Annotated in this window: 14 protein-coding genes; 6 read left to right on the forward strand and 8 right to left on the reverse strand. The window is 63.3% G+C overall.

Annotation, left to right across the window (positions count from 1 at the left end):
• Nucleotides 1-25: 25 nt before the first annotated feature.
• Nucleotides 26-1,927 carry a phosphoglycerate dehydrogenase gene (serA, locus tag GKZ68_RS19725; RefSeq protein WP_173117829.1) on the reverse strand — a complete coding sequence of 634 codons (1,902 nt, stop codon included), beginning with the start codon at nt 1,925-1,927 and terminating at the stop codon, nt 26-28.
• A 169-nt stretch (nt 1,928-2,096) separates the two neighbouring features.
• Here serA and GKZ68_RS19730 point away from each other — a divergent pair, with 169 nt between their 5' ends.
• Nucleotides 2,097-2,504 (forward strand): hypothetical protein, encoded by a 408-nt coding sequence (locus GKZ68_RS19730; RefSeq protein WP_173117831.1) that lies wholly within the window; start codon nt 2,097-2,099, stop codon nt 2,502-2,504.
• Nucleotides 2,505-2,916: 412 nt separating this feature from the next.
• Nucleotides 2,917-3,519 carry an FMN-dependent NADH-azoreductase gene (locus tag GKZ68_RS19735; RefSeq protein ID WP_173117833.1) on the forward strand — a complete coding sequence of 201 codons (603 nt, stop codon included), beginning with the start codon at nt 2,917-2,919 and terminating at the stop codon, nt 3,517-3,519.
• A 123-nt stretch (nt 3,520-3,642) separates the two neighbouring features.
• Here GKZ68_RS19735 and GKZ68_RS19740 read toward each other — a convergent pair whose 3' ends face one another.
• The 4 genes from GKZ68_RS19740 to GKZ68_RS19755 form a co-directional block, all read right to left on the reverse strand.
• A complete protein-coding gene (locus GKZ68_RS19740) occupies nt 3,643-4,545 on the reverse strand; it encodes an NAD(P)-dependent oxidoreductase (protein ID WP_173117835.1) in 903 nt (300 codons plus the stop codon).
• 174 nt (nt 4,546-4,719) lie between these two features.
• A complete protein-coding gene (locus tag GKZ68_RS19745) occupies nt 4,720-6,957 on the reverse strand; it encodes a xanthine dehydrogenase family protein molybdopterin-binding subunit (RefSeq protein ID WP_173117837.1) in 2,238 nt (745 codons plus the stop codon).
• Between the two features lie 13 nt (nt 6,958-6,970).
• On the reverse strand, nt 6,971-7,951 hold the full coding sequence (locus tag GKZ68_RS19750) for a xanthine dehydrogenase family protein subunit M (RefSeq protein ID WP_173117839.1): 981 nt from the start codon (nt 7,949-7,951) through the stop codon (nt 6,971-6,973).
• Nucleotides 7,948-8,574, reverse strand: a complete 627-nt coding sequence (locus GKZ68_RS19755) for a (2Fe-2S)-binding protein (protein WP_217275279.1) — start codon at nt 8,572-8,574, stop codon at nt 7,948-7,950. The genes GKZ68_RS19750 and GKZ68_RS19755 overlap by 4 nt, the downstream gene beginning before the upstream one ends.
• Nucleotides 8,575-8,786: 212 nt before the next feature.
• Here GKZ68_RS19755 and GKZ68_RS19760 point away from each other — a divergent pair, with 212 nt between their 5' ends.
• Entirely contained in the window at nt 8,787-9,779 is a 993-nt protein-coding gene (locus tag GKZ68_RS19760; protein WP_173117841.1) for a transglutaminase-like domain-containing protein, read from the forward strand.
• 129 nt (nt 9,780-9,908) lie between these two features.
• A complete protein-coding gene (locus tag GKZ68_RS19765; protein ID WP_173117843.1) occupies nt 9,909-10,634 on the forward strand; it encodes an NADPH-dependent F420 reductase in 726 nt (241 codons plus the stop codon).
• Between the two features lie 113 nt (nt 10,635-10,747).
• On the opposite strand, the gene GKZ68_RS19770 is transcribed toward GKZ68_RS19765, so the two are convergent.
• The gene (locus GKZ68_RS19770) at nt 10,748-11,692 is read right to left on the reverse strand and encodes an aldo/keto reductase (RefSeq protein WP_173117845.1); all 945 of its coding nucleotides are present in this window, start codon (nt 11,690-11,692) and stop codon (nt 10,748-10,750) included.
• A 444-nt stretch (nt 11,693-12,136) separates the two neighbouring features.
• Between GKZ68_RS19770 and GKZ68_RS19775 the strand changes: the two genes are divergently transcribed.
• Nucleotides 12,137-13,294, forward strand: a complete 1,158-nt coding sequence (locus GKZ68_RS19775; protein ID WP_173117847.1) for a T9SS type A sorting domain-containing protein — start codon at nt 12,137-12,139, stop codon at nt 13,292-13,294.
• 97 nt (nt 13,295-13,391) lie between these two features.
• On the opposite strand, the gene GKZ68_RS19780 is transcribed toward GKZ68_RS19775, so the two are convergent.
• Nucleotides 13,392-14,339 (reverse strand): hypothetical protein, encoded by a 948-nt coding sequence (locus GKZ68_RS19780; protein ID WP_173117849.1) that lies wholly within the window; start codon nt 14,337-14,339, stop codon nt 13,392-13,394.
• A gap of 3 nt (nt 14,340-14,342) precedes the next feature.
• Complete coding sequence (locus GKZ68_RS19785; RefSeq protein WP_173117851.1) at nt 14,343-14,747, reverse strand: VOC family protein; 405 nt, start codon at nt 14,745-14,747, stop codon at nt 14,343-14,345.
• 158 nt (nt 14,748-14,905) lie between these two features.
• Here GKZ68_RS19785 and GKZ68_RS19790 point away from each other — a divergent pair, with 158 nt between their 5' ends.
• On the forward strand, nt 14,906-16,918 hold the full coding sequence (locus GKZ68_RS19790; protein ID WP_173117853.1) for a M1 family metallopeptidase: 2,013 nt from the start codon (nt 14,906-14,908) through the stop codon (nt 16,916-16,918).
• Nucleotides 16,919-16,969 lie beyond the last annotated feature (51 nt).

Raw genomic sequence — 16,969 nt, forward strand, 5'->3', positions numbered from 1 at the left:
TAGAACGGCCGGCGCGGCCCGGAGTTTAGTACAGCACCCGGAACTTGATAGTGTGCTCGACCTCGCGCAGGGCCTGAATCACGTCTTGGTCGTACTGCTTGTTGATATCTGTAATCACGTAGCCAATCAACTCGTTGGTTTTCAAGTACTGGCCCAGGATGTTGACGTGGTGCTGAGCCAGCACGTTGTTGATGTTGGCCAGCACGCCCGGCACGTTGGCGTGGATGTGGATGAGGCGGTGCGCCTGCTGCAACGGCAGCTGAATGTTGGGGAAGTTGACGCTCTGCTGGGTGTTGCCGGTATTGATATACTCCATGATGCGCTCGGGCACAAACTCGGCGATGTTGCGCTGGGCCTCGGCCGTGCTGCCGCCGATGTGCGGCGTGAGCAGCACGTTGGGCAGGCCGCGCAGCTCGCTCTCAAAGCTCTCGGCGTTGGTCTTGGGCTCGTAGGGAAACACGTCAATGGCCGCGCCGCCAAGCTGGCCGCTGCGCAGCGCTGCCGCTAGGGCCGGCACGTCTACCACGTGGCCGCGAGCGTTATTGATGAACAGCGCGCCGGGCTTCATCAGCGCAAATTCCTTGGTGCCGAAGAAGTCCTGGTTTTCGGGGCGGCCGTCGATGTGCAGCGTCACGATGTCGGCCTGGGGCAGCATTTCTTCGAGGCTCTTCATTTTTACGGCATTACCGAGCTGGAGCTTCTCGGCCATGTCGTAGTAGATGACTTTCAAACCTACAGCCTCGGCCACTACCGACAACTGCGCCCCGATGTTGCCGTAGCCAATGATACCCAGCGTTTTGCCCCGAATCTCGAACGAGCCGCTGGCCGACTTGTCCCACTCGCCCTGGTGCATCTTGGGGTTTTTTTCCGGAATGCGGCGGGCCAGCACAATCAGTTCCGCTAGGGTCAATTCGACCACCGAGCGGGTGTTGCTGAACGGGGCGTTGAATACGGCCACGCCCTTGCGCATGGCCTCGGCCAGGTCAATCTGGTTGGTGCCGATGCAGAACGCGCCGATGCTGATGAGGCGGTTGGCAGCGGCCAGCACCTTGGCCGTGACCTGCGTTTTGGACCGGATGCCCAGGATGCTCACGCCCTCAATGCGGGCAATCAGCTCGTCTTCATCGAGGGCGCCCTTCACCTGCTCTACCTGGTAGCCTTCCTGGCGAAACAGCTCGGCGGCGCGGGCGTCGGGGTTTTCTAGTAGCAAAACCTTGATTCGGTTTTTAGGGTAGCTCAGGGTCATGGGTAATTTCAGCTGGTAGAGAAACTCATCAAACGTGGGCAGCACCTCGTCGGCGTGGGCCACCACGCTGGGGCGGCTCACGTTTTCGGTATAGGCGTAGAAGCGGTGGGCCAGCCCAGCCTCGCGAATCTGGTAGTCGGTGTAGCCATCGCCGAGCACATACACCGGCCCGTCGAGGTCGAGCAGCACGAGCTGGCGGATTTTGCCGCCGTCGCGGCTCAGCACGTTGGCCGGGTCGCAGCCCGTGATGTTGCCCTCCGCGTCGAACGTGAAGGTATTGGCCAGCACGTGGCTAGGGGTGATGCCAAACTCGGCCACCACCGGCTCGATAAACTCGCGGAAGCCGCTGCTCACCACGTAAATACGGTCGGCAAAGCGCCGAAAGAAGTCGCCGTTGCGCCGGATGCTGGCGCTCACCTTGGTTTGCAGGTGCGCCACCAGCGGCGCCAGGTGCCGCCGGTTGGCCCCCAGCAGCGCCAGCCGCTGGCTCAGTGATTCCTGAAAGCCAATCTCGCCGGCCATGCCGCGGTCGGTGAGGGCCTTGATTTGGCCCACGCGCGCGGCCTGGTCGGGCTGGCCCGCCAGGGCAATGTCGGCCAACTCATCGAGGCCTTCGACCTGCGTAAAGGTGGAATCGAAGTCGAAAACGAGATAGGGCAGAAGCGGGGCAGCGTCGGGCATGGGCGCAAAGATGGGGTGGGCGCTACCTTGCTAGGGTATCTTAGGACCAATTTTATAGAACTTGCCTTTGTAAAAAGCGAAGCCGGCTTCAAAAAATATGGAATACTCAAGCGCGTGGCTCCATCTTCAGAAGGCACGAGAGGAATACTTCGCTAGCTACTCTGCCTTCATGCAAGATGAAGCAGTAATGGTGAGCGATTTTGGCGTAGCGCTGGCTACTGTCGACAGAGAAGCCGCATTAAGAATTCTACTGGAAGCGTTACCGAGGGTAGAATTAATAGTCCCTTTGGTGGTAGATATTATGCATGCAGCCATTGACAGCAGTCGTATCCCTACAATAATGTTGGCCAGAGAAGTACTACAGCATTATAAAGACGAGTCTCGGGTGAGAGGCGCTATCCATATTTGCGTAGCTACCTATCTGGCTGAGAATGACGAGTGGCATTATCGGAGAATTGCTGAACTCTACGAAGTGCTGAATTACCAGGGGGAGCTAGCCAATTTCCTGCAACTTTGCAAGGCAAATGCTAATCCAGAAATTCAGGAAATAGCCGATGACGCTGGCTTGGAAGGGTAGAGCTCGCACTGGCGCGAGTTTAGCGCAGCGTAACTCGTGCCAGTGCGTCGGGGGAGGCGGTGCCTCCTATAGAACGAGCTAACCGAACGACCCTAGCGGCGCGATGCCGCCTTGCCGCTAGCGCGGCAATGGAGTTGAAAACGCCACACCAAAGCCAGTCACGAGTTACGCTGCGCTAACCTCGCGCCTGCTCGCAGGTCAGTTTTTTCTCTTTACGTTGTGGCTAATCCTTTAATAGAAGCCACAGCAAGATTTTTTCATTGCTTGGCAAACAATGTTGGTACATAAAATGTATGTACATTTGTGCGCGCTAGTTACTTCACCAGCCAGCTAGTTAGTCGCGCCCGGCGCCTATAAGCGCTGAAAGCTCCCCATTGTTTTTACCGGCTCTCGGGCCATTATTCCTTTTCACGTGAACATTCTGCACATCATCTCGAGCCCGCGCAAAGGGGCTTCGGCCAGCATTCAGCTCGCCAATGGTATCATCGCCAAGCTGCAAGCCGCTCACCCCGGCAGCAACGTAGCCGTGCACGACCTGGCTACCCATCCTTTCCCGCATTTGGAGGAGGCCAAGCTGCAATCGTTCTTCACGCCGGCCGAAAACCGCACGCCCGAGCAACAAGCGGCCGCTAAGCACTCGGATGACGCCATTCAGGAAATCAAAGATGCCGACGTCATCGTGATTGGCGCGCCGCTCTACAACTTCGGCATCCCTTCGACGCTGAAGGCCTGGATTGACCACATCGCCCGCGCCGGCATCACGTTCCGCTACACCGAAAAAGGCCCCGAAGGCCTCATCACCGGCAAAAAAGTGTACGTGGCCATGGCAAGCGGTGGTATCTACTCCGAAGGCCCGTCGGCCGGCTACGACTTCGTGGCGCCTTACCTGAAGGCCGTGCTCGGCTTCCTGGGCATGACCGATGTGACCGTAGTACGGGCCGAAGGCCTGGCCATTCCCGGCGTGCAAGACACGGCCGTGCAGAAGGGCCTCGATAGCGTACACATCTCCGCCTAGACCGCTCATAGTGCGCGCCTAACAAGCATGCAGCCTGAAAAGCCCTTTCCAGACAAGTATAAAGCTTGTGCGGAAAGGGCTTTTTCGTGCGTTGCCGTGGCTAGCCAGTAGCCAAAGGCGAGGCTAGCGCGACTTCGCCTCGCGCCAGCTGAACTCGGGCTCGTAGCCCAGCACTTTCCGTGCTTTCTCAATCGAGAGCAGCGTTTCGTGCTCGCCCAGCGCCTTCTTCACCGGCACGTCCGGCAAATACTGCTGCATCAGCTCGGTCGAGGATTTCGACATCACCGTGTCGGCGTTGGCGATGATGAAGGGGTGCATGCCGGTGGCCTCCCACTCGATGGCCTTGCGGATGGCCTGCGAGCCGTCGCGGGCGTCGATGTAGGCCCACATATTCCACTTGCGCTCCTCGGGGTCGTCGTCGTAGGCCGGAAACTTGGCGTAGTCCTGCGGCTCCATCACATTTGAGAAGCGCAGGCCCACGAGCTTCATAGCGGGCGTTTGCAGCACAAACTGGCGGGCCATATCCTCCATCAGCACCTTGGCCAGGGCGTAAGCGCTCTTGGCGCGCAGCGGGTAGTCTTCGTCCACGGGCGCATAGGGTTCGCCGCCCTCAAAAGGCTCACCCAGCGTGGTTTCGGAGCTGGCCCAGATAACGTTGTGGATGCCTAGCCGGCGCGAGGCCTCAAACACGTTGTAGGTACCCATGATGTTGTTTTGGAACAAGTGGGCATCGGGGTACTGGCGCGGCGTCGGGAAAGCCGCCAGGTGCACCACGGCGTCGAAGGCGTTGGTACCCACGCCGGCGTGGATTTCCTTGCCGGTTGAGGACAGCGCGTCGAGCGTCTGGCCAAAGTCGCTGAGGTCGGCAATAATACTCGGAATACCTTTTTCGGGCGCCACGGTGTCAATCACGAACACGTCGTAGCCGTGGGCCAACAGGTCTTTTACGCAGGCTTTGCCGAGCTTGCCGGTGCCGCCGGTTACGGCCACGCGCTTTTTGGCGGCGGGTTTTTGGGGAGATTTCATAAAAGTGGAAAAGGAAACGCGACCAAGCCACGCGGGGCTAGTGGCCAATCGAGGTTGAGCGCCTTGTACGGCCAAATGACCTTGGCCGCTGAGAAAACGCCGCAAAAAAGCGCCGCTGTCCAGGTGGCGAAACCTAAACAGCGGCGCTTGCATTAGCTGCCTGGCTAGCCAGTTTTATACCAGCTTATCGGGCGTGATGGGCAGCTCGCGCACGCGCTTGCCGGTGGCGTTGAACACGGCGTTGGCAATGGCCGGGGCCACGCCGATGGTGGCGATTTCGCCGATGCCCTTGGTGCCCAGCGCGTTCACGTGGTAGTCGGGCTGGTTCACGAAGGCTACTTCCACGGCCGGTGCGTCGGCGTGCACGGGCACGTGGTAATTGGCAAAGTCGGCGGTGACGTAGCGGCCGTAGCGGTGGTCGATAACTGCGTCTTCCATCAGGGCCATGCCAATGCCGCCCACGGCGCCGCCCTTCATCTGGTTGGCGGCAGTTTTCTGGTTGATGATGGTGCCCGCATCGGCGCACGACACGAGCTTGCGCACCCGCACCTCGCCCGTGAGCGCGTGCACCGCCACCTGGGCAAAGTGCACCGAAAACGAGTACATCGAATACGTCTGCCCATCGTTGCCGGTCGGCTTCGACTCTACATTCACAAAAGCCGCGCCCGGCTGCTTCACCAAGTCAACGTATTTCGCGCGGCTAGCTCCCGCGCTGGCTAGAGTGAGGTAGCCATCGGCCAGCTGCACATCCTCTTTCTTGGCCGCGGCGAAGGCCGGCTGGCTAGCCCCCGCCAGCTCGCGCAGCTTGTCTTTCAGGGCCAGGCAAGCATCTTGCACGGCCTGGCCCACGGTATTCACCGTGGAGGAGCCGCCCTGCGAGCCTGCCTGCGGAAAGCCCGAGTTGCCCAGCTCAAACGTGATGCGGCTAGGGTCGATGCCCAGCGCATCGGCCGCAATCTGGGTCATGGCCGTGCCGGTGCCGGGGCCGATGTCGGTGGTAGCGCATTGCAGCACCACGTGGCCGCTAGGTAGCAGCTGGGCGCTCACGTGGGCCGAGCCGCGGTGCGCGCCGAAGGTGCCCACGCCCATGCCGTAGCCCAGCAGCCAGTCGCCCTCGCGCACGGCGCCGGGCTCCAGCTTGCGGTTCTGCCAGCCGATGCGGTCGGCGCCCAGCTGGTAGCACTCCTTCAGAAACTTCGTGCTCCAGGGGCGGTTGCGCTCGGGGTCCTGGTCGGTGTAGTTGCGCAGGCGAAACTCCAGCGGGTCGAGCTTGAGCAGGTGGGCCATCTCGTCCATGGCCGACTCCAGGGCAAACGCGCCGGTGGCCTCGCCGGGGCCGCGCATCCAAATGGGCGTGCTCACGTCGAGGGCCGCGATGCGGTAGCGCGTCGTCAGGTTGGGCGACTGGTACATCATGCGCGTCTGGGCCAGCGTCGATTCGGTAAACTCCTCGTAACTAGACGTCTGCCCAATAGAATCGTGGCTGATGGCCGTGATTTTGCCGTCGGGCGTGGCACTCATCCCGATTTTCTGCCAGGTATAGGGGCGGTAGCCCACCAGCGTAAACATCTGCTCGCGGGTCAGCATCAGCTTCAGCGGGCGGTTTACTACCTTGGCGCCCATCACGGCGGCCGACTCGTGCGGCCAGCTGTGCAGGGCGTTGCCAAACGCCCCGCCCACGAAGGTGGCAATCACCTTCACATTCTCCTCGGGCAGGTTCCACTCCCTGGCAAAGTCGCGGCGCGTGCCCATCGTGCCCTGCGTCTTGTCATACAGCGTCAGCCGGTCGGGTGCCTCCCAGTGCGCCGTAATGGACTGCATTTCCATTGGGCTGTGCATCTCGGTCGGAATCACGTACTCGGCTTCGATTTTTAGGCTAGCCGTTTTGTAGGCATCGGCCTGGCCGCGCTGGTAGTCGGCCATCGGCGACTTCGGGTTTTTCTGGGCCGAAGTCGGCAAAAAGGCCTGCGGCGCGCCGGCTGCCAGGCTGGTCTGGTGCGATTCCTTGGCGTACTGCGCCTTTACGAGCCTAGCCGCGTGGCGGGCCCGCTCAAAAGTATCGGCCACGACGAGGGCAATCGGCTGGTCGTTGAAGCGAATTTTCTCGTCATTAAATACCTTCAGCGGTCCGCCCTCGGTTTGGGGCTGCGACGGGTCCTTGCCGGTGGGCTTAAAGCCCGGCACCTTGGGCGCGTTGAGGTGCGTGATAACGGCCAGCACGCCCGGCGCCCGCTCGGCCGCCTTGGTGTCGAGGCTGACGATGCGGCCCTTGGCCACGGTGCTGCCCACGAGCACGCCGTAGGTCATGCCCGGCAGCTCGTACTCGGCCGAGTAGCGGGCGCCGCCCGTCACTTTGAGGTGGCCATCCACCCGGCTCATCGAGCCCCCGATGTGCTTTTCTTGCGTGTTCATATCGGAAAGTGGGTTAGGCCGCGCTGGCCGTTTTGAGGGCCTGCACGAGGGTATTGGGGGCTAGCCGGAGCTTGTAGGCGTTGTGTTTGAAGGCCTTGGCGCCCTGCATAGCCACCTCGGCGGCGCGCCGGAAGCTGGCTTCGGTAGCGGGCTGGCCCACCAGCGCCTGCTCGGCGGCCGGAAGGCGCCACGGCTTGTGGGCCACGCCGCCGAGGGCTAGCCGCGCGGCTTTGATGGTGTTGTTTTCAATGTCGAGCGCCACCGCGGCGCTCACCAGCGCAAAAGCGTAGCTGGCCCGCTCGCGCACCTTCTGGTAGTGCACGTGCTTGGTAAAAGGCCCGTCGGGAATTTCCACGGCCGTTATCAGTTCGCCGGCTTCGAGGTTAGCATCGCGCTCCGGCGTGTCGCCGGGCAAGCGGTGGAAGTCGCCGAAGGCTAGCCGCCGGTCGCCCTTGGGCCCGCTGACGAGCACCGTAGCATCGAGCGCCACCAGGGCCACGCTCATGTCGCTAGGGTGCACCGCAATGCATTTGTCGCTAGCCCCAAAAAGGGCGTGCATGCGGTTGATGCCCTCCAGGGCGGCGCAGCCGGTCCCGGGCTCGCGCTTGTTGCAGGGCATGCTCAGGTCGTAGAAATACGCGCAGCGGGTGCGCTGCAGCATGTTGCCGCCCACGGTGGCCATGTTGCGCAGCTGCGGCGAAGCCCCGGCGTTCAGGGCCAGGGCCAGCAGCGGCTGCCGGGCGCGCACTTGCGCATCGTTGGCCACGGCCGAGTTCAGGGCCAGCGCGCCGATGCGCAGGGTGTTGTTCTGACTCTCGATTTTGTTGAGGGGCAGGCGGTTGATGTCCACCAGCTTTTGCGGCGTCATCACGCCGCGCTTCATCAAATCGACGAGGTTGGTGCCACCGGCGATAAACTTGGCGGTGGGGTCCTTGGCCACCACGTCGATGGCGGCCTGCGGCTTGGTAGCGCGCACGTACTGGAACTGGTTCATACCTTCTGCCCTCCCCCTTTAACGTCCTGAATGGCGGCCACAATGTTGGCGTAGGCGCCGCAGCGGCAGATATTGCCGCTCATGTATTCCCGGATTTCGTCCGCGGTGCCGGCGTGGCCCTCGCGCACGCAGGCCACGGCGCTCATTATCTGGCCCGGCGTGCAGTAGCCGCACTGAAAGCCGTCGTGCTTCACAAATGCCTCCTGCATGGGGTGCAGCTGGTCGCCGTCGGCTAGCCCCTCGATGGTGGTGATTTCCTGGCCGTCGTGCATCACGGCAAAGCTCAGGCAGGAGTTCACGCGCTGGCCGTCCACGTGCACCGTGCAGGCGCCGCACTGGCCGTAGTCGCAGCCCTTTTTAGTGCCGGTGAGGTGCAATTGCTCGCGCAAAAAGTCGAGCAGGGTAGCGCGCGGCTCTACCGCTAGCTTGTGCTTTACGCCGTTGACTTTCAGGCTGAGCGGGATTTTTTCGAAGGCGGCGGCCACGCGCTCGTCAAAGCCTTCGGCGGCGGCCATGACCACCGGCGCCGGCACCAGGGCCAGGGCCGTGAGCAGCGACGACTGCTTGAGAAACGTGCGCCGGGCTTCGTCGTGGCCGGTGGGCGTGTCGGGTTCGGGATTCATAGCCATAAAAGACTGCGATAAAATGAGACAACTTGCGTAAAGACCTCGGCGTAGCCTATATGTTGCGCCGAACCTCCACCTTGCCAAGCTAGTGCGGCCCGGCGGGCGTTTCACCGGGGGGAGGTGGGCTCACGAAGTTCCGGCTTATTTCGCTAAATTTCAAGCTGAACCGGGGGGCGTAACTTTGCCTGCTATTCAATCGCCCTGTATTTATGAAATTGCTACTGCTCGCTACTGCTGCCCTGCTCACGGCCGCCGCCCCGGCCACCCGGCCGCTAGCTCCGCGCAGCCGCACGCTGGTGCTTACGTGCCGGGCCACGGTGCCCGTGCCGGCCGCCGGCACCAAAGCAGTCGAGCTGTGGCTGCCGGTGCCGCACTCCGACAAAAGCCAGGACGTCCGCGACCTCAAAATTGAGGCCAGCGCGCCCTACACCGTGGCCCCCGACCAGTACGGCAACCAAATGCTGCACCTGAAGCCGGCCACCGTGCCCACGGCGCCGCTCACCGTCACGCTCACGGCCCTCATCACGCGCCGCGAGCACCTCAACCTGCGCGCCACCGACGACCACGCCCCCGCCGAAACCGAAGCCCGCGACCCCAACCTCAGCCGCTGGCTAGCCCCCGACCGCTTGGTGCCCCTCGATTTCAAAATCAAGGCCCAGGCGCAGGAAGTGGTAGATAAGGCCGGCGCCAAAACCGACCTGCAAAAGGCTCGCGCCATCTACGAGCACGTAGTGAGCACCGTGACCTACGACAAAACCGGCCAGGGATGGGGCCGCGGCGACATTTACTACGCCTGCGATGCCCGCCGGGGCAACTGCACCGATTTCCACGCCATTGTCATTGGCTACTGCCGGGCGCTGGGCATTCCGGCGCGCTTCAGCATTGGGCTGCCGCTGCCGGCCGAGCGCGGCAAGGGGGAGATAAAAGGCTATCACTGCTGGGCCGAGTTCTTCACCAAGGAAACCGGCTGGGTGCCGGTCGATGCCTCGGAGGCGGCCAAAAACCCCGATAAGCGCAATTACTTCTTCGGCGCGCACGATGAAAACCGCGTCGAATTTACCCGTGGCCGCGACCTTACGCTGGTACCCAAGCAGGCCGGGCCGCCGCTCAATTACTTCGTGTATCCCTACGCCGAGGCCGATGGCCAGCCGGTAGAAGTGACGCGCACTTACACCTTTGAGGACGTGGCGGGCGGAAAGTAAGCCCCGCCGCCAGGGGCGGTTTTCCGGCCAAAGCTGACTAAAGCCAAAAACAATCTGCCCGCCGGATGGTCTTAAAAAACGCACCGCGCTACAACGCTGCGGTGCGTTTTTTACTTAACTTTTCCACGGATGAACATTGGAATTATTGGCGCCGGCCACATCGGCAGCGCCCTCGCCGTGCGGCTCGTCAGCCTCGGCCACTCGGTGCTTATTGCCAACTCGCGCGGCCCCGAAACGCTGGGCGACGTGGCCCAGAAAACCGGCGCTACCCCCGCCACGGCCAAAGAAGCCGCCCGGCACGGCGAAATCATCGTAGTTACCATTCCGCTGATTAACATTCCCGACCTGCCCAAGGACTTGTTTGAGGGCGTGCCCGCCAGCGTGCCGGTGATTGATACCAGCAACTACTACCCCCTGCTGCGCGATGGCCACCTGCACGAACTCGAAACCGGCTCGCTCACCGAAAGCGAGTGGGTGCAGCAGCACCTGGGCCGCCCAGTGGTGAAGGTGTTTAACAACATTTACGCCGACCACCTCGAAAAGAAGGGCCAGCCGGTAGGCGCGCCGGGCCGCATTGCGCTGCCCGTGGCCGGCGACGACGAAGCCGCCAAGCGCAAGGTAATGGACCTGGTTGAGGAGCTGGGCTTCGACGCCGTGGACGATGGCAGCCTGCACGAATCGTGGCGCCAGCAGCCCGGCACGCCCTCCTACGGCGCCGACTGGCCAGAAAACAAGCTGCGCGAGCACCTGCGTAGCCTGGGCCACGAGCGCACGGCGGAGCAGCACCAGCAGTTTATGGCCAAGCACGCCGAGCAGGAAAAGCAAATGGCAGCCCAAGGCATCAAGCTGAAATAATCAGCCGCAGCCGAGGCTGGCCACTTGGCTGGCTATTACCAAACCAAAAGAGCCGCGGCAACTGCCGCGGCTCTTTTGGTTTGGTGGGTTTGGTGCCGGCTACAGTGGTGGGGCTAGCCTTGCAGCTCGGCTACGTCAGCCGGGGTCAGCTGCACCTCCAGCGCCTTCAGCAGCTCCTGCACCTGGGCGGGGCTGGTGCCGCTGGCGATGGGCGCCGTGATGCCGGGCGCCTGCATCAGCCAGGCCAGGGCCACCTGCGCCTGATTTACGCCGTGGCGCTGGGCCACTGCGTCCAAGGCTTTCAGAATCTTAAAGCCCTTGTCGTTGAAATACTTCTGGCCGATGCCCGCGCCGCGTGGGCTCTTACTGAGGTCGGCCTCGGTGCGGTACTTGCCGGTGAGGAAGCCCGCCGCCAGCCCGAAGTACGGGATGACGCCGATGCCGCTGGCCTGCACGATGGGCAGGTCGTCGTGCTCAAAAGTCTCGTGGGCGTAGAGATTATACTCGGGCTGGAGGCTCTCGTAGCGCGGCAGGCCATGCTGGGCGGCGTCGAGGGCGGCTTGCAGGCGCGCGGGCTTGAAGTTGCTGGCCCCGATGGCGCGGATTTTTCCCTCCTTCAGCAATTCGGCGTAGGCTTCGAGCGGCTCGGTTACGGGCAGGCTCTCGTCGTCTTTGTGGCTCTGGTAGAGGTCGATGTAATCGGTTTGCAGGCGCTGGAGGCTAGCCTCCACGGCTTGCTTGATGTAGGCTTTCGAGAGGCCTTTTTTGTCGGGGGCCAGCTCCATGCCGACTTTGGTAAAAAGCAGCACGTCGTCGCGCCGGCCGCGCTGGGCCAGCCACTTGCCAAGCACGGTTTCCGACTGCCCGCCGCCGGCGTGGCCGGGCACCCAGGCCGAGTACACGTCGGCCGTGTCGATGGCATTGCCGCCGCCCGCCACGAAGGCATCGAGCACGGCGAAAGAGGTTTTTTCGTCGGCCGTCCAGCCAAATACGTTGCCGCCCAGCACGAGCGGAGTAATATGCAGGCCCGAGTGGCCGAGTTCACGTTGCGTTGCCATTTATAAGGTGGAAAAGTAAGGGGAGCTCCTATAACCGCGGGTCCCGCGTTTTGTGCGGCGGGGGCCTTGGTGAGCAGGTGGCCCGCCTAGGTATTTCTACCTGATTTATCTTGGGTTGCGAGGCATCCGCACGGAGCTGACCCAAAGTTGAAATCAGCGCCCCACCAGCAGTTTGGGCGAGTGTTAAATACCAAGCGAAAGGCTAGTACTTTGGTGACATAGCAGGTCTTATTTCTTCTAAATCAAGGGTTTTCGATGGTGGGGGGCTAGCCAGGATTGCGGCCCCCCACGCCCCACGTCGCACTGCTGCGGGCGCTTAAGCAGCGGGCTAGCTGGCGCGCCGCCCCTACGTTTGTCCGCAGGAGTGTTTTAGTATCACCAGCTATTCATAAAAGTTGGCTTATTCTTGCCTACTCATTTCTCATTTCTTCCTTTTTTTTACGTATGAAAGCACTCCTACTCTTGCCGTGCTTGCTGGCGACTGGCCTCACGGCCGCTGCCCAAACCCCCATCACGCTCACGCAGAGCAATTTTCCGGCCCTGCCCACCACGGTGGAGCTGTATAATACGGCCAGCATTACGGGCGTGATGGCACCTACTGTAGGTGCCAACCAGACCTGGAACTACAGCAACCTCACGGCCACGGGCCAAACCACGGCTACCTACAACGCGCCGAGCGCTACGCCCGCCTTTGCCGGCACCACCCGCACCTACAACTACACGCTGCCGCTGGGGTCCTTCCAGGTGAAAGGCGTTGAGTCGCAGGCCCTGACGGCCACGGGCCTGACCTACCTGGGCTATACCATTCCCACGCAGCGCTTCGGGCTGGGCACCCTCACCGGCGCCGCCACCGACTCGCTGGTGGTGCCGATGCAGTCGGTAGCGGTGGGCGCCACGCTGATGGCTTTCCCCACTACCACCGGCACGGTCACTAAAAATTTCTACCGCTCGGGCACTACGGGGCTACTGACCGTGGGCCTGGTAGCCCTCAACAAAACGCCGCTGCGCCTGGTGCAGCGCGTGAGCAGCACCGACAGCGTGGCCGGCTACGGCACCCTGCGCGTGCCCGTGGCTGGCGGCGCCTCGGCCAGCCAGGTGCTGCTGGTGCGCAGCCGCGTGGTGGAAGTCGACAGCTTTTACCTGGCGGGCCAGCCGGCGCCGGCCGTGCTGCTGGGCGCGCTGGGCGTGACGCAGGGCACTGTGACGCGCTCCTACTACGACAATTTTTACCGCGCGGGCTCGTCGCAGCCGGTAGCGGGCTTCACCTACACCTCGGCCAGCTACCAGACGCTGCAAAGCGCGTTCTACTCGCGCGAAAGCACCCTGCTGGCCACCCGGCCCAGCCTGGCCGCCGCCGTGGGCGGACTCTCGGCGTATCCTAACCCGCTGGCGCAGGGGCCGCTCGTGCTGGCAGCTGGCAATGGCTCGCGGGCGGCCGTGGCCCTCAGCGTGCGCGACGTGCTGGGCCGCCAGCTGGTGGCCGGCAGCGGCACGCTGGGCCAGCCTACCGCGCTGCTTTCGGGCCTGCCCCAGGGTAATTACCTACTCGAAATCACCGCTGCCGATGGCCAGCGCGCCGTGCAGCGCATTACGGTGCAGTAGCGGCTGGCTAGGGTCACTTACCGGGGCGGGGCAACCAGCGGGCGCGGGCCGGCGGGTTGCCCCGCCTTTTTGTGAGCGGCTTTTTGCGGTCGGTGCCTCAGTCCTCATTCAGCACTACCAGCAGGCTCTGCACCTCCTGGTTGAGCAGGCGCACGGCCGATTGCAGCTCGTTGAGCAGGTTGGCGCGCACCGTGAGCTGGTCGGCCGAGTACTGGCCGCCGGGGCCGAAGAGCAGGCTAGCCAGCGCTTGGCCTTGCTTGGAATCGGGCTTGTCGAGTTGGCCGTAGCGCTGCCAGCGCTGGCGCGTGTTGTGGACAATGCTCGTCTGGCCGCCGTTGCTAAAGGCCGGGTTCGTGAGCAGATACCACACGCTGGGCGGAAACAGGTCGGCGGCTGGCTGCTCGGCCCACACCTGGGCCAGCAGGTTGCGCGGATGCTCAAAATCAATGGTGTGCCCGCGCTGGCGCAGTGTGAGCAACCCCAGGCCCGCCGCCAGCAGGCCGCCCCCGATGCCGAAAGCGTACTGCCCCGGCTTATGCTCAATGACGGTAGTGCCGATGCCGCTAGCCGCCCCGATGCTGATAGACAGTACGTTGAGGCGCTGGGTGCGGCGGTCGTCCAGATTTTTGAGGTAGCTGGCCACCTGGTCGGCGCGCTCGCCCTCGCAGTCGAGCTCGGCGGCGAGGCTGGCCACGGTGCTGCTCACCAGCGCCACCTGCGCCGCAAGCAGTTGGCGCTGGCGCAGCACGGCCAGCTCGGCGGCCGGGCCGGGGTGCTGGCGAGCGGCCTCTTGCCGGGCCAGCAGCGTTTGCAAAGCGGGTAAAATACCGACGGCATTGGCCGTGAGTAAGTTGCGGCGCGGGTAGCGGGCCAGCAGCGCGGGCGTGAGCGCCGCCTCAAAATCGGCTTGGGGCGCAAAGGCCGGGTTGTAACGGTAGGGCAGGGGCGGGTCGCAGTAGCCGGCGGCCACGGCCAGGCGCGTGGGCGGGCGGGTGGCGCAGCCGGCCAGGGCCAGCAAGCCGGCCAGTAGGTAGGTTTTCGGCATACGCTACACTTCGTAAAATTCCAAGGGCAGGCCGTCGGGGTCGCTAAAAAACGTGAAGCGCCGGCCCGTCAGCGCATCTACCCGCAGGGGCTCGCAGGCCACGCCGTGGCTAGCCAGGTGCTGCGCCGCCGCCGCCACGTCGGCCACGGCAAAGGCCAGGTGGCGCAGGCCCGCCGCCTCGGGCCGGCTGAGGCGCGGCGGCGGGCTGGGAAACGAGAATAACTCGATGAGGTACTGGCCATTCAGCGCCAGGTCGAGCTTGTAGGACTGGCGCTCGGCGTGGTAGGTTTCGGCCAGGATTTCCAGCCCCAGCACCTCGGTGTAAAACCGCTTCGAGCGGGCGTAATCGGTGCAGATAATGGCGAGGTGGTGCACGCCCAGCAGGGGCAGCTTGGCAGGAGCAGTCATGCCGCAAAGAACGGGCGGGCGCGCCGGCTAGCCCGGCGCTGCAACGGTGCGCAGCCCGCGCCGTCTTTCGGCCCTGCCGAAACCAGTAGCCCCCGCCACGGGGCGCTGCGGGCTTGGGTAGCTACTTTTGGCTTCGTAGCCTAGTCTATTCTTTTTTCATGAAAAAACGCTTTCTTGCCCCGCTGCTGGCCGGCGCGGCCGTCCTGCTGGCCGGGGCTGCCCAGGCCCAGCCCAACGCGCCGGTCCCCACCGGCCCCCTGCCTCCTTATAATGCCCGGGCACTCTTTAACCCCGACTACCTCAACCAGGTGGGGCCGGCCACGCGCACGGCCGGCGGCCAGCCCAGCGCCACCTACTGGCAGAACGCGGCCGACTACCAGATTGCGGCCAGCCTCGACGACAAGGCGGCCCGCGTGACCGCCAGCGTCACCATCACCTACACCAACAACAGCCCCGACGCGCTGCCCTTCGTGTGGGTGTACCTCGACCAGAACCTGTACCGGGCCGACTCGCGCGGGTCGGCCACGACGCCGGTGGCGGGCAGCCGCTTCGGCAACGGGGCGCGCGGCTTTCAGGGCGGCGACTCGTTGCAGACGGTCAACATTGAGCTGCACGGCAAAAAAATGAAGGCCAATTACCGCGTGCAGGATACGCGGATGCAAATCATCCTGCCCGAACCCATGAAGCCGCACGGCGACAAGCTCAAAATCAGCATCGCCTACGGGTTTAATATTCCCGAATACGGCTCCGACCGGCTCGGCCGCCTCAAGACCCAGAACGGCGAAATCTTTGAGGTGGCGCAGTGGTACCCGCGCATGGCCGTGTACGACGACGTGGAGGGCTGGAACACGCTGCCCTACATGACGGCCGAGTTTTACCTCGAATACGGCAATTTCGACTACACCATCAACGTGCCGGCCAACCTCATCGTGGGCGGCTCGGGCCAGCTCGTGAACCCCACCGAGGTGCTCACCGCCGCCCAGCAAAAGCGCCTGGCCCAGGCCGCCGGCTCGGACCAGACCGTGATAGTGCGCGGCCCCGATGAGGTGACGCAGGCCGGCTCGCGCCCCAGCGGCCGAAACGGCCGCCTCACCTGGCACTTCAAGTGCCAGCAGGCGCGCGACGTGGCCTGGGCCGCGTCGTCGGCCTTCGTATGGGATGCCGCCAAGATGAACCTGCCCAGCGGCCGCAAGTCGCTGGCCATGTCGCTCTACCCGGTGGAAGCGGCCCAGGACACCGCCTGGAGCCGCAGCACCGAGTACGTGAAAAAGAGCATCGAATTCAACTCGAAGCAGTGGTACGAATTCACCTACCCGGTGGCCACCAACGTGGCCGGCGTGGTGGGCGGCATGGAGTACCCGGGCATCGTGTTTTGCGGCGCGAAGGCCCGCAAAGGCCAGCTATGGAGCGTGACCGACCACGAGTTTGGTCACAACTGGTTTCCGATGATTGTGGGCTCCAACGAGCGCAAGTACCCGTGGATGGACGAGGGCTTCAACACCTTTATCAACATCTTATCCACCAAGAACTTCAATAACGGCGAGTATAAGGCTATCGAGGACGTTGAAACCCGCACTACGCCCGGCATCGTGCGGGCGCTGCAAGACCCCAATATGGACACGCCCTACACCGTGCCCGACGTGACGCAGGCCCGCAACCTGGGCTTCGCGGCGTACTCCAAAACGGGCTTCGGCCTGTACCTGCTGCGTCAGGAAATCCTGGGCCCCGAGCGCTTCGACTACGCCTTCCGCAGCTACATCCGGCGCTGGGCCTTCAAGCACCCCACGCCGCGCGATTTTTTCCGCACCATGAACAACGTGGCCGGCGAAGACCTGACGTGGTTTTACCACGAGTGGTTTTTCGAGAACTGGCAGCTCGACCAGGCCGTGAACTCGGTAGCCTACGTGAACCAGGACCCCAGCAAGGGCGCGCTCATCACCATCGAGAATAAAGGCCAGATGGCCATGCCCGTGACGGCCGAACTCACGGAGGCTAGCGGCAAAAAAACCACCGTGCACCTGCCGGTCGAAATCTGGCAGCGCGGCGGCACCTGGACTTTCCGGGCCAACACCACCACGCCGCTCACGCAGGTAGTGCTCAACCCCACCAACCTGCTGCCCGACGCCAACCGCTTTAACAACACCTGGCGGGCCCTGAAGCTGCCCGAATAGGCCCGTGCGCCGCCGGGCTAGCCCGGCCCGGTCCTTTGCCCAATCCACGGC

Source organism: Hymenobacter sp. BRD128 (assembly GCF_013256625.1).
GTDB lineage: Bacteria > Bacteroidota > Bacteroidia > Cytophagales > Hymenobacteraceae > Hymenobacter.